Consider the following 13,583-nt stretch of genomic DNA (forward strand, 5'->3'; position numbering starts at 1 on the left):
CTTTTTATTGTAATTTAATTAAATATTCTTTAGATTTTTTTTCAATATTATAATTATATATACCATCAAGTTTTATTACAAGACGATAAAAATTTCTATGAACTCCAGTATAAATTTCATCAAAATAATTAGCTTTTATTTCAAATGATTTATTTTTTAAACTTGGATTAATTTTAAAATCCATAACAATTCTATTTGGTTTTTTTAAACTAAATTCCCTAATTAATTCGCTATTTGTTTTAATTGAAATATTTTTTTTGTCTATAACTATTTTAAAATTATTTGATATGTCTAATGATAAAGGTGTATATTCTGTGGTTTTACTAATTTGATTTTCTTTGTTTTCTTCTTTCTTAACTTCAGTAATTTTAGTAGTATTTTGCTCCACATTAGAATTGTCATCATTAGCATTTTCTTGATTTTTTAATGCAAGTTTTATTTTATCAACTTCTTTTAATTCAGTTTTTGCTTCTTCTTTATCTTGGTTTGTAAGCTCTTGGGCGTCAAGTAACATATAAACTTTATGCCAATCAAGAGCTTCATTAATATCTAATTCAAATTCTTTCAATGTTCCATCTACATTTGTATAAATAAGTTTCATTTTATTTAAAATTCTAGCATCGCTTGGAACACTAAAAGCTGTTTTTTTAAATTCCTTTATCTCTTCAATAGGACTTGGATTATTGATTTTTACAATAGGCACAAATGGATTTTCTCTAGCAAAAAGCATTGAGCTTATTAGTAAAAATAAATATTTTTTCATTATAAATCCTTTCTAAAATAAGCCCTTACTAAATCCATATTTATATAAAATTCTTTCATCAAGGTAAGTGCTAGATATTTACCAAAAAAAGTATTATTAATAATACCATTATTTATGTTAATTGCTCCAATAGTCTGCATTGCTTTTAGTTTTAGCCCTAAGTGTTTTTCTAAATCACAATTATAATTAGAATTAAAATTATTAATATTCAAATTATCCTTAAAAAACTCTGTTAGAAAAATATAATTAATTCTATCTTCAGGACTAAAATCTATGTGAGCTAATTTTTGATTTTTACCAGCTAAAACCTTAGCTTTATAATCATCTAATTTAAAAGCATTTACTAAAAGCTTATTATTTGTAAAAGAAAAAGCCCCGCTACCAGCACCAATGTATTCGTGATGTGTGCTTACATATTCATCATTAAAACTAGTTCTATCCTTAGAAAAACTCCAAGAGTTATTTTGCTCATAATCACTAAAGTATTCGCAAATTATCTTATAAAATTCATATTCATTATCTTGTTTATCTATGCCTAATTTAGCTGCAATTATTTCTTTAGTAAGATTAGATTTCATCAGTGGATATAAAGTAATTTGTGATGGAGCAATATTTTTAGCTAATTCAATATCTTTTATTAGCATTTGTTTTGTTTGTGATGGAAAATTAAAAATCAAATCAATACTAAAAGTTGGCAAAATACCATTAGCTAATTCTAATTTTTTTACTAATTCTTTTTGATTTCCAAACTTTTCTAAACGATTAACTTTTCTTAAAATTTCATCATCAAAACTCTGCACCCCACAACTAAGCCTATCAATAAGCCCTTTAAAGTCTTTTAAAGCTTCAGGCTTTATATGATTTGGGTCACTCTCACAAGAAATCTCTTCAATACTAAATAAATCCTTACATAAACTAAGTGTTTTTATAAGTTCTGCTTCATTGATTAAAGTAGTTCCACCACCAACATAAAGTGTATTAAAATCGTATCCTAAATCCTTAAATTGCTGTAATTCAATTCTTAAAGTTTTAAAATATTCTTTACATAATTCTTCATCATAAGCAAATTTGTGAAAGCTACAATAAGGACAAAAAGTATGGCAAAACGGAACATGAATATATAGCATTACCTTTTTACCATCTTTAGATTTTTCTAAATTAACTTCATTTTTAAAATTAAACTTAGACTTAAGCTCTTTGTTAAGAAAATTGCAAGTATATTTTAAAGCTTGATTTTGTAAAAAATTCATTAATAACCTTTATTAAAAATTAAAAAATGCCATTAGTTTATACAAATAAAATTAATTCAAAATAACATAAATTAAGAATTAATTTTAAAATTAATATGCTCTTCAAATTCTTTTAAACGCTTGTGAATACTTCTTAATTCTGTAATAGTTGTCCAATTTTTAGTAAGAACACTAAAACTTGAGCGAACACTACTAAAAGCATTATTGATTTGAACTAAAACACCTAGGGCAATTATTCCTAAGAATAAATTTTGCCCTACTATCAAATAAGCAAAAATCACCATAAATTGCTCGTATAAATATAGCCAAACATCAAAATATCCATAGTGCAAAAACAATCTTTTGTAATTAAACTTAAGCCCTGTAAAAAGCTCAAACATTTGCTCTGGTAATGCGTGATTGGTTCTATCATTTTCTGCATAAACTAATTCTTTTCTAAAAGCAGCTTCGGCTTTTTGATTGTTATATTCAAGATTAGGAAGTTTAATTCCAACAAACCAAGATATAATAAGACCACCAACGCTTGTTAATAAAGCCCACATAATTAAACCTGATTGAAAATTAAAAATAGGTAAAACCAAATTAGCCCCTAAAGTATATAAAATAGGCAAAAAGGCAATCAGGGTCATAAAAGCCTTTATAATATCAACACCCAAGCTCTCAACGATTTTTGCAAATCTATATATATCTTCTTGGATACGCTGTGATGAGCCTTCTATATAATCATTATTCTTACGCCAAGCCTTAAGATAAGCAAATGTAATAGCTTCTCTCCAAGCAAAAGCAAAATGCCTAGAAAAAAACGCTGTTAATGTAGCTATTAAAATATAAGGTAAAGCTATAAATAAAAAATCACTCAAGCCACTTAAAAACTGCTCGTAAGTGCTATTTTGTGGTGCTGCTTGTAAGAGATTATAAAAATCTTTATACCAATTATTGATTTGTACATTAAGTAAGGTTTGAGAAAAAATTGCAAGTAAAATAAGCAAACTCCCGCCCCAAGACCATAAAAACCATTTTTTAGATAAATAAAATGCTCTAAACATATAAATCCTTGCAAAAAAATAGGCTAATCATAATAATTTATCTTTAATACATTTAGAATTTGAAATATCATTTATGTTTTTTAAATCCCTTTTGATATTGCTCATCAATATAGCCTAATTCTAATAATTTATTAAATATTTTTGCAACAATTGGCCCAGAAGTAGCACCTCCGTGCATTCCATGCTCAACTAGAACAACCACAGCATATTTTGGCTCTTCATAAGGTCCATAAGCATTCATCCAAGCGTGGCTTCTTGTGTAATATTCCATATTTTCTTCTTTCATACGCTTTTTTTCACTTTGAGAAATCCCTACAACTTGCGCTGTGCCTGTTTTGGCTGCTAATGTGATTTTACTCTCTAATAAAGGTTTATATCCTGTGCCTTTAGGTGTATTTGCTACATCATACATAGCTGCTCTAATATATTTTAAATCTTGTTGTTCGCTTTGAGTAAAAATATCTTTTTTAACAATTTCAACTTTTTCTTTATTTATTTCATCTACAAAATGTGGCTTTATTTCATATCCACTAGCTAATTTTGCTGTATAGACTGCTACTTGCATTGGAGTTGCTAGGAAATTACCTTGCCCTATGCTAGTAATTAAAGTTTCACCTTGATACCAAGGCTGGTTATATCTTGAACTTTTCCATACTTTATTTGGTAATATACCAACACTCTCAAGTGGTAAATCAATATCTGTTTTTCTACCAAATCCAAGCTTATATAAACTTGCACTTATATCAGCTATTCCAACTTTTAAACTGCCTTTATAAAAATAATCATCACAACTTGACCTAATAGCAGTTCTTAAATCCATAACCCCATGCCCATATACATTATGGCATCTAAATTTTCTACCACCAAAATCAAAAGAACCAGAACAAGTAAAAGTAGTATTAGTATCTATTTTACCACTTTGCAAAAACGATAAGCCTACGCCCATTTTGACAACCGAACCTGGTGGATAACGACCATTTATAATCTTATTTGTAAATGGGTGGTCTAAATCTTGTATCATCATATCCCATTCGTTTTGTGAAATTCCAGTAACAAAAGGATTTAAATCATACTCTGGATAAGAACCTGCTGCAATAATTGAGCCATCTTCAATATTTAAAACAACTGCTGAACCACTAATATTTTTAAACAATTCATCTAAGTACTGCTGCATTCTTATATCAATAGTGAGTTTTATGTCATTTTCCATAATTGGTTTTTTAAACTCAATTTCTTCTACTTCTTGATTAATGGAATTTACTTTTGTAACTTTTTTGCCAGGCGTGCCTTGTAATATATCATCATAATATTTTTCTATGCCTGTTTTTCCAATTTTTTTTGTAACTTTTACAACATCATTATTTACCATATCTTCAGCATTTGCCCTTGCCACATAGCCTATTATATGACTTGCTAAAGAATTAAATGGATATAGTCTTTTAACACTTGGTTTTATTAATATATTATCATCTAAATTCAGCTCAAAATAACAAGGATTTATCTTCTCATACTCTATAAAATCTATAATTTCTATTTCATCTTGATTGTAATAGCTATTTTCTCTTTTATATATTTTAATAATTTTATCAATATCTAAATCACTAAAGCATTTTAGAATTTTATTAGTTGTTACATCTAATAAATTACTACTTAAATGTGGTTTTAAAGATATTGAAAATCCGAGCTGATTAACAGCTAATGGGGTATTATTTCTATCTAATATTATCCCTCTAATAGGCGGAATTAATTCTTCTTTGGTTGAATTCTTTTGTGCTAGTTCTTCATAATAATCATTGCTATAAATACTAAGCCAATATACCCTAGAAAGTAGCATTATAAAAAATGACAATATTACAAAAATTACAAATTTTAATCTCACACAATACCTCTAAACAAAATAATTGATAATAAAGATTCAAGGCATATATAATAAATAAAAATATTGCTTAATTTAAGCACTTCTAGTTCAAATAAATAAGAAAATAATAAATTTAAAAATATATCTATAAAATATACAAATATTATAAAAATAATTATCAAAATATCCCTATTTTTAAGTTTGTAAATCAACTTATCATAAAAATAATAAAAAAATATTAAAAACGCTATTGTAGTGCTAAACAGCACTAATCCGTGGGTTATTTCAATAAGACATAGATATAAAATAATAAGCAAGCTAGTTTTATCAAAACCACTTTTTTTAAAATGTATAATCAAAAATACAAAAAAAACCCCGAGTAAAGGTGGTAAAAAAAATGTAATAGAGCATAGTAATTGGTAAAAAAATAAAACAAATATTGTTATATAATAGCTTAACCCAACTCGTTCTTTCATTTAATAAACTCATATATTTTTTCCTGCAATTTATCTATACCTTTTTTACTAGCACTTGATACATAAATTGCATCTTTATATTTTGATTTTAGTTTTGAAAATTCACTCTGATTTAATTTATCAATTTTTGTAAAAACCTTTATATAAATTTGATTTTCATTCATAAAATCTTGTAAATATTCATAAACACCTTCATCTATATCTAAATCATCGTGTCTTGAGTCTATTAAATGAATAAAGCATTTTATTTCTTTTCTTTTTTGTAAAAATTCATTTAAATTCTTGTTCCAAGCAGCTTTTTTATCCTTAGAAACCCTTGCATATCCAAAACCTGGTAAATCTATTAAAATCAATTTGTTTTTATCCGCAAATGTAACTTCAAAAAAATTAATTAATTGAGTTTTTCCTGGAGTTGAAGATGATTTTGCAAGACCTTTGTGATTTGCTAAAGCATTTATTAAAGAGCTTTTACCTACATTAGAACGACCTAAAAAAGCAATTTCACCTAAATTATATTCTTGTGTTTGAAAATATTTTTCACAAGATATTAAAAATTTTGCACTTACTATATTCATTTTGCTATCTCAAAAATTAATTTAACTGGCTTATTAGCTTTATCGCTTTTTACTTTATATGTTCCATCATTTTGGTTTATATAAATATAATCTGCTGATAATTCTTTGTTATTTTCTGTAATTTTAACATTCCCTATAAGCTCATAAGTATTTTTATTTACATCATAAACAATCTTATCTGCTTTGCCTTTGAAATTATCTTTATTTAAACTTATAGAAAAACTTGTTACATATTGTGCTTCATAGCTAGCAATTTTATTATCCTTATTTGTTCTTATTGTCAATATTTGACAATTTAAATAATCTTTACCTTGCCTTATACTAACATCTTTACTAAATACCCCAGTTTGATTATCTTTATTACCTTCAAAAATTTTTGCATTAATCTCAATTTTTTCAGCATATAAACTACATAACGATAATAATAAAATAACTATTTTTCTATACATAAATCAACCTCTTTTAATAATAAATCTGAAGAATTTAAATTATAACTAAAAGAATTAGCATTAATTAAACTATTATTATAAGTTACTTTAGTTTTACTCAAAGAGCTTAAGATTTTTTCATTTATTGAATAATTTAATACATCGCTTTCAAGCTTAATTAGATTATCTTTATATTTGACATCGCCATTTAATACTATAATATTATTTTCTTTAGTTGCTTTATTGCTACTTAAATGCTTTTCTAAATCATTTATACTTAAATTAATCAAATTATCTTGATTATTTATTTTGTAATATTGCTTAGCATAAGCTATTTTTTCAAGCTTATTACTAAGCTCATAACCAATAATGTCATTAGCTTCAAGGCTTTTAAAATCAAGTTGATAATTCATCTTATCAATATCATAAGGCTTTTGTATTATTATAAAAAAAAGCATAGATAGCATAGAAACTAAAATAATATTAAAAGTTTTTATTAACACTTAATCCACTGCTTTAATTGATTATTTTCTTTTACAATAATTTCAAGCATTTCATGCACACAACCATATCCACCTTTTGTATTTAAAATTCTTCCAAAAATTTTTGCCCCATCTTTAGGAATAAAAGGTAGCTTAACAGATTTTAAAAGGTCTAAATCGTTATAATAGTCCCCTATTGCAGCAACTTCATCAAAAGTAATATTTAAATCTTTCAGTAGTGTTTTAGCACAACTTAGCTTATCTTTAATACCACAATATACATATTCAATGCCTAAATCTCTTGCCCTATTTAAAACAACTTCAGAACTTCTTCCTGTAATAATTGCAAATTTTATACCCAATTCTTTAGCTTTTAAAATAGCAGCTCCATCTTTTACATTAAATTCTTTAATCAAATCAGCATTAGGAGAATAAATAATTTTACCATCACTTAAACATCCATCAATATCTAAAATAACTAATTTAATCATTCTTACTCCCTAAATATAAATGAACCTAGAAAATTAGCTAAGTTTATAAAATCCTTTGCTTCTTCTTCACTTCTAAAGCCTTTTAAAAACACTCTATAAAATCCATCGCTAGAATTTAATACTTTACTTGTATAACCTTTATAATTTGCATATCTTTTTGCTAAATTATAAGCATTTGCAGAGCTTTTAAATGCTCCTATTTGTATCATAAAATCTCCACCCATAATACTATTTACACTATTTTGAATGTTGGAATTTGTATTAGATATTTGAGGTTTAATATTGTCTTGATTAAAGCCTAATATAGTTAATTTTACCTTTGCAGTGCCTTTTTTAGTCATATCTATTTCATGCGCTGCACGATTTGATAAATCAATAATTCTTCCAGCAACAAATGGCCCTCTATCATTAACTCTTACTACAACACTTTTTCCATTTTCTAAATTATCAACTCTAACCATTGTATTCATAGGTAAAGTTTTATGAGCTGCTGTCATAGAATTTGTATTAAAAGTTTCTCCATTTGAAGTCTTTTTACCATGAAAACCTGGACCATACCAACTAGCAATGCCAGTTTCAGTATCTCCAATATCAACCTTACTTGGATAATAAGTCTTACCATTTATCGTATAAGGTCTCATTGTAGCTGGAGTATTTGGTTTAGCTACTCCATAATTATAATTTTGGTTTAAGCTACTTGTAGTTGAACAAGCAGCAAATAAAAATAAAAAACTAACGAAAACTAAATATTTTTTCAATTTTTAGCCTCCTTACTATCATCATATACTAATACAGGAATTAATAAGGTTTGATTAATTCCAATTCTATCATCTTTTAAATTATTATAAGCTCTTAAAGCATTTGTAGAAACACCATTTTTCTTAGCTATTGCATATATTGTATCACCTTGTTTTACCCTATAGCTTATTACATTTTTTACATTATTTTTAGCATACTTAATAGGATTTGAGTTATCTTTATAAGCTGCTATCTTTTCTATTGGTAAATAAGCATAATAATTATAAGGTGGTGCAAAATCGCCTTTAAATTGTGGGTTTAAATCTTTAAATTCACTTAAGCTAATCCCAGCTTTTCTAGCAATTGATGATAAACTCTCTTTTGGTTTTACATCAACTTTGCCTATATTAAGTGCCATAACTTGATTTAACAAATAAATATCACCATACTTAGCAATATCATTTTCTGCTATTAAACTAGTACTTAAAATCTTTTTGAAAAATCTTCTTGTTTCCTTAGGTAAATATTTTTGGTCTTCATCTAATAATACACTTAATTCATCACTACCTGCATTTTTAATAGCTTTTCTAACACAGCCATTTCCACAATTGTAAGCAAAAATAGCTAAATACCATTTACCAAATTCATCTTTTAGCCTATGCAAATATTTTGCAGCAGCAACGCTAGCAGCTACAACATCTTTTCTTTCATCAATAAATTTGTCAATTTTTAGACCAAAATTCTTAGCAGTAGGTTCCATAAATTGCCAAACACCTGTAGCTTTTACTCCAGATTTAGCATCTGTTTTAAAATTACTCTCAACCATAGCAAGATATAAAAAAACATCAGGAACACCTTCTTTTTTTAAAATTGCTTTAATAATTGGAATATTCATATTAGCTGCATTCAATACTTTTGTAAAATAAAGCACTTCTCTTTCACTCATATCATAAAAAATTTCCATAAAAGATTGGTCTTGTAAATATCTTAAATCTACATCAATACTTTTTAAGATTTTTTCTTGTTTATCGTATTTATCTACTGAAAAATTCGCATATAAACAAATACTTGTAACTATTAATAATATAAATTTTTTCAAATTAATCCTTTAAATAATTTTTTTGCGTTATTTGTTGTAAGTTCTTCTATCTCCTCAATTGATTTATTTAGTATTTCTGCCATTTTTTGTGCAACCAATTTGCAATATTTTGGCTCATTTAAAGTCCCCCTATGTGGATGCGGGGTAAGATAAGGTGAATCAGTTTCTATAAGTAATCTATCTGTTTTGATTTTAGGTAAGATTTCAACTAAGTTTTTTGCATTTTTAAATGTAAGCACTCCTCCAATTCCATAATAAAATCTATCGCTTAATTCCAATAGAATTGGACTTGCATTAAAACAATGCAATACTCCAAAAGCTTCTTTATAAGCCTTTAATATTTCTAAAGAATCAGCATTTGCGTCTCTTATATGTATTATTAATGGTAGTTTTCTTTCAATTGATAGTTCAATCTGTTTTTTGAATACTTCTTTTTGTAGCTTTTTTTCTTCTTCGCTAGGATTTTTATAATAATCTAAACCACATTCTCCTATTGCAACACATTTACTATCTTCTAAAAAACTCTTTAAGTAGTCTAAATCAAAATCTTGTATATCATAAGGATGAACTCCAGCAGCAAAATATACATTATCATATTTATGTGAAATATCACGAGCTTTTTGTAATGTTTTTATATCAGCACCTGGAATAATATGAAGTTTTACTTCTTCATTGCTAGCATTAAGCAAAACTTCATCTAAGATATTATCATATCTTTCATCATCTAAATGCGTATGAGTATCAATTATCACTATTATTCGCCTTCATAAACTTCAACTCTATCACGACCATTTCTTTTAGCGTCGTATAAAGCTTCATCAGCTTTTTTAATCATTTCTTCTATTTCTGATTTTTTAGAGCCTACTGCAACTCCTATTGAAGCTGTGAAATTAATTGGTTTATCAAGATACATAGCAGGAGTTGATTTAATTGCACTTCTAATTTTCACTGCCATTTTAATAGCGTCTTCTTTCTTAATATTTTTAATTAATAAACAAAATTCTTCGCCACCAAATCTAGCAACCATATCCCCGCCCTTAACTTGTTCAAGTAGAGTCTGACCACATTGAACAATAACGCTATCTCCTGCAGCATGACCTAGTGTATCGTTAATGTTTTTAAATTTATCTATATCTATCATTAATACAGCAAAATCAACATCATCATTGATTTTTGAATAATATTCTTTGCTAGCCTCAAAAAAGCTTTTTCTATTATTTAATTTTGTTAAAAAGTCCTTTTCAGCACTTTCTTTTAGTTGTTCTGAATAATAAATTAAATCTATACTATTATTAATCCTACAAATAATATTCTCTCTTGAAAATGGCTTTTGAATAAAATCATTTGCTCCGGTTTTTAGCATTCTAGCACCAACATCATCACTTCCGTGAGCTGTTAAAACTATTATTCCTAATTGATTTTTATTATAAGATTTTCTAACTTCTTTTATAAGCTCTTCACCAGAAACTGCTGGCATTTCTTTGTCTGTTAAAATAAGTTTTACATCAGGGTGTTGTTCTAAATATCCTAATGCTTCAGCTCCGTGAGCTGCTGGGAAAACTTGGAATTTGTAAGCTTGCAAAATATTTTTAATAATATTTCTCATAGCCATTGAATCTTCAGCCACTATAATTTTTGTATTTTCGTTTCTTTGTAAGCGTTCAATAATATCTATTATATAATCAACACATTCGCTACCTTCTTTTAGCACATAATCAACAATGTCTTTATCCATAAAACTTTTTCTTGTAGCGTCATCATCAAGTCCAGTTAGAATAATACTTGGAATTTTCTTAGATAGAGCATAATCAACAACTTGACCATGCATAGCATCAGGCAAACATAAATCAAGTAATGCAGCAAAATACTGATTATTATCTAGCAACTCTTTAGCCTCTGCAAAATCATAAGCTACATCAAATTCGCAATTTAATGCGCCACTAACTTTTTTTGCTATTGCTTTAGCTAACATCTTATTGTCATCTACTAATAGTAATTTCATTCTTTTCCTTCTAATATGGTTTTTGCAAAATCTAAGGCTGATTGGCTGATATTCTCATCACTAATCATTCTTGCAAGTTCATTTGCTACTTCATCTTTTCTAAGCTCTCTTGCAAAGCTTTTATTGTTTTCTTTACTTACTAAAAAATGCTGATTTGCTTTTGCACAAATCCAAGGCATATGAGTTATTACAAATATTTGATAATGCTTACTTAATTTACTAATTACATTTGCAATACTAATAGCCTCTTTTCCGCTTAAATTAGCATCTATCTCATCTAAAAATATATAACCATTCGCATAATCAATAAAATCAGCAAAACTAGCTAAAAATGCAAGTCTTAATCTATTTAACTCGCCCGAGCTAATCTCTTTAAAACCTGCTTTATTTAGACTGATTTCAAATCTATCTATGCCGTTAATTCCTAGTTCAAATTCCACTAACCTAAGAGCAATTTTGTCTAAGTATAACAAATTTAGATAATCATTAATTTTACACTCAAGTTCATTAAGGTAAATTAATCTTATTTTTGATATAGCTTTCGCATCGCTTATAAGCTTATTTTTTAGAGTTTTAAGCTCTTTTTCAATATTGTCTTTTTCGTAATCAATATTTTCATAAATATTTAATTCTTTTTCTTTATCTTTGAGTATATTTAACGCATCTTCAACGCTTCCATAACGCTTTACTAGATAATGAAGCTTTTCTAATCTATTTAAAATCTCTTCAATATCTAACTCACTACTGTCATTATTTAAATCATTATAAATATCATTTAATTCATTCATAGCACTTACAAAAAATTCACTATCAATATTAGCTAATCTTAAAAGTTCTAAAACACTACTCTCATAAGCAAAAATGCCTTCTGATTTTCTTAAAGCTTGTTCTATTTTATCTCTTTTTGAAAGCTTGGTTTTAATATCTAATAATTTTTCATATTCGCCTATTTTTGGATTTATATCTTTAATTTTTTTAATTTCTAAGCTTAATAATTCTTTTAAATCATTGATTTTATTTTCATCTTCACATAATTTTTTGTATTCTTTTTCTAATTCATCTAATTTTTTAAAATTATTTTTATATTCATTTAAAGTATTTTCATAATTTTGTTCTTTTTTAACTATGATTAAATCTAACATTTTTAATAAATAATTTGGCTCAAAATCATCATAATTTTTAGCCGATAAATAGCGAATATTACTAGCATTTAGCTCACTCATAATCTTTTTTGAAACTGCTTGATTGTTTATAAAATATCTAGTAACTTTATCCTTTTTAACCCTAAAAACATTAGGATTAGAATTTTCTATACTTTCATCATTTATCTTATCATCTATGCTAATTTCTAAAAGACTTGCACTGCTTTCAAAAATTCCAAAAACTGCTAATATGCTTTTAAAAATCACTGATTTTCCAGCTCCGCTAGAACCTGTAAAAACTATAAGACCATTTTTAAATTCTAAGTTAAGTTCATCAAAAGTTATATTATTTGTAAAATATAATCTTTCTATCATCTTACTTCTCCCCAATTAAGCTTTTCATTTAAAACCCTAAAAAAAGAGCTATTTTTACGCCTAATGATATTTGCTCTTACATTACTAAGCCCTATTCTAACGCTTTTAAATTCATCTTTATTAAATACTTCTTGCCCATCTATACTTAAAGTGCAATTTGCACTCATAACATCAATAAAAAAACTTTTAGGTAATACTATTGGTCTTTGAGTAAGCGAATGAGAACAAATTGGAGTTAGCATAAAAACACGGCTTAATGGATAAATAATTGAGCCGCCTGCACTAAGATTATAAGCAGTTGAGCCTGAAGGAGTGGAGATTATAAGCCCATCGGCATTATAGTTATTAAAAATATCTCCTTTAAAACTAGTTTTTATATCCGCTAATAATAAATGATTTGCTCTATTAAATACTGCGTCATTAAAAGCATATTTTTGTAAGATTTTGCCATTATTTAGCTTTATTTGAACACTTAGTAAAAATGGTCGCTCAAGTTTATATGAACCACTTAAAAACTCATTCATACCGGTTTCAAATTCTGTAGTTTTAAACTCCGTTAAAAAGCCTAAATTACCGGCATTTACTCCAAACACAGGAATATTAGAATTTGCTAGATATCTACAAGCTGAAATTATATTTCCATCTCCACCTAAGGATATTAATAATCCCACATTTTCTAAATCAAATTCTATTTCGTTTTTTCTATCATTTATATATATTAAATATTCAATATTTTTACTATTAAGATAATTTTTTATATTATTTAATTCCAAACTATCTTCTAAACCTAATTTGCAAAATATAATTATTTTTTTAATTTCTTTATTTTTCATAATCTTTTCTTATTCTTTTTATTAT

The 13,583-nt window shown here is 26.6% G+C and carries 14 protein-coding genes; all 14 read right to left on the reverse strand.

What is annotated here, in order from left to right:
- Nucleotides 1-4: 4 nt before the first annotated feature.
- Nucleotides 5-763, reverse strand: coding sequence for an AMIN domain-containing protein (locus tag AVBRAN9331_RS04735; protein WP_336608762.1), 759 nt, complete (start codon nt 761-763; stop codon nt 5-7).
- Nucleotides 763-2,013, reverse strand: coding sequence for a coproporphyrinogen III oxidase family protein (locus AVBRAN9331_RS04740; RefSeq protein ID WP_239802643.1), 1,251 nt, complete (start codon nt 2,011-2,013; stop codon nt 763-765). Before AVBRAN9331_RS04740 ends, AVBRAN9331_RS04735 begins: the two co-directional genes overlap by 1 nt.
- A gap of 71 nt (nt 2,014-2,084) precedes the next feature.
- The gene (locus tag AVBRAN9331_RS04745; RefSeq protein WP_214117998.1) at nt 2,085-3,059 is read right to left on the reverse strand and encodes a putative transporter; all 975 of its coding nucleotides are present in this window, start codon (nt 3,057-3,059) and stop codon (nt 2,085-2,087) included.
- Between the two features lie 67 nt (nt 3,060-3,126).
- Nucleotides 3,127-4,938 carry a penicillin-binding protein 2 gene (mrdA, locus tag AVBRAN9331_RS04750; protein ID WP_214117996.1) on the reverse strand — a complete coding sequence of 604 codons (1,812 nt, stop codon included), beginning with the start codon at nt 4,936-4,938 and terminating at the stop codon, nt 3,127-3,129.
- A 451-nt stretch (nt 4,939-5,389) separates the two neighbouring features.
- Nucleotides 5,390-5,968 carry a ribosome biogenesis GTP-binding protein YihA/YsxC gene (gene yihA / locus AVBRAN9331_RS04755; RefSeq protein ID WP_214117994.1) on the reverse strand — a complete coding sequence of 193 codons (579 nt, stop codon included), beginning with the start codon at nt 5,966-5,968 and terminating at the stop codon, nt 5,390-5,392.
- Nucleotides 5,965-6,417, reverse strand: a complete 453-nt coding sequence (lptA, locus tag AVBRAN9331_RS04760; RefSeq protein ID WP_214117992.1) for a lipopolysaccharide transport periplasmic protein LptA — start codon at nt 6,415-6,417, stop codon at nt 5,965-5,967. Before lptA ends, yihA begins: the two co-directional genes overlap by 4 nt.
- Nucleotides 6,402-6,854, reverse strand: a complete 453-nt coding sequence (lptC, locus tag AVBRAN9331_RS04765) for an LPS export ABC transporter periplasmic protein LptC (protein WP_239802645.1) — start codon at nt 6,852-6,854, stop codon at nt 6,402-6,404. The genes lptA and lptC overlap by 16 nt, the downstream gene beginning before the upstream one ends.
- Before the next feature lie 38 nt (nt 6,855-6,892).
- Nucleotides 6,893-7,369, reverse strand: a complete 477-nt coding sequence (locus tag AVBRAN9331_RS04770) for a KdsC family phosphatase (protein ID WP_214117989.1) — start codon at nt 7,367-7,369, stop codon at nt 6,893-6,895.
- 2 nt (nt 7,370-7,371) lie between these two features.
- Nucleotides 7,372-8,127: a septal ring lytic transglycosylase RlpA family protein gene (locus tag AVBRAN9331_RS04775; protein WP_336612514.1), complete on the reverse strand. Its 756-nt coding sequence runs from the start codon at nt 8,125-8,127 to the stop codon at nt 7,372-7,374.
- Nucleotides 8,124-9,206 carry a lytic transglycosylase domain-containing protein gene (locus AVBRAN9331_RS04780; RefSeq protein WP_336612515.1) on the reverse strand — a complete coding sequence of 361 codons (1,083 nt, stop codon included), beginning with the start codon at nt 9,204-9,206 and terminating at the stop codon, nt 8,124-8,126. The genes AVBRAN9331_RS04775 and AVBRAN9331_RS04780 overlap by 4 nt, the downstream gene beginning before the upstream one ends.
- Nucleotides 9,203-9,958 carry a TatD family hydrolase gene (locus tag AVBRAN9331_RS04785; RefSeq protein ID WP_336612516.1) on the reverse strand — a complete coding sequence of 252 codons (756 nt, stop codon included), beginning with the start codon at nt 9,956-9,958 and terminating at the stop codon, nt 9,203-9,205. The genes AVBRAN9331_RS04780 and AVBRAN9331_RS04785 overlap by 4 nt, the downstream gene beginning before the upstream one ends.
- A 2-nt stretch (nt 9,959-9,960) precedes the next feature.
- The gene (locus tag AVBRAN9331_RS04790; RefSeq protein ID WP_214117982.1) at nt 9,961-11,208 is read right to left on the reverse strand and encodes a GGDEF domain-containing response regulator; all 1,248 of its coding nucleotides are present in this window, start codon (nt 11,206-11,208) and stop codon (nt 9,961-9,963) included.
- On the reverse strand, nt 11,205-12,725 hold the full coding sequence (locus AVBRAN9331_RS04795; protein WP_336612517.1) for an AAA family ATPase: 1,521 nt from the start codon (nt 12,723-12,725) through the stop codon (nt 11,205-11,207). The genes AVBRAN9331_RS04790 and AVBRAN9331_RS04795 overlap by 4 nt, the downstream gene beginning before the upstream one ends.
- On the reverse strand, nt 12,722-13,558 hold the full coding sequence (locus AVBRAN9331_RS04800; protein ID WP_336612518.1) for an NAD(+)/NADH kinase: 837 nt from the start codon (nt 13,556-13,558) through the stop codon (nt 12,722-12,724). Before AVBRAN9331_RS04800 ends, AVBRAN9331_RS04795 begins: the two co-directional genes overlap by 4 nt.
- Nucleotides 13,559-13,583: the final 25 nt, after the last annotated feature.

It is taken from the genome of Campylobacter sp. RM9331, assembly GCF_020137685.1.
Classification (GTDB): domain Bacteria; phylum Campylobacterota; class Campylobacteria; order Campylobacterales; family Campylobacteraceae; genus Campylobacter_E.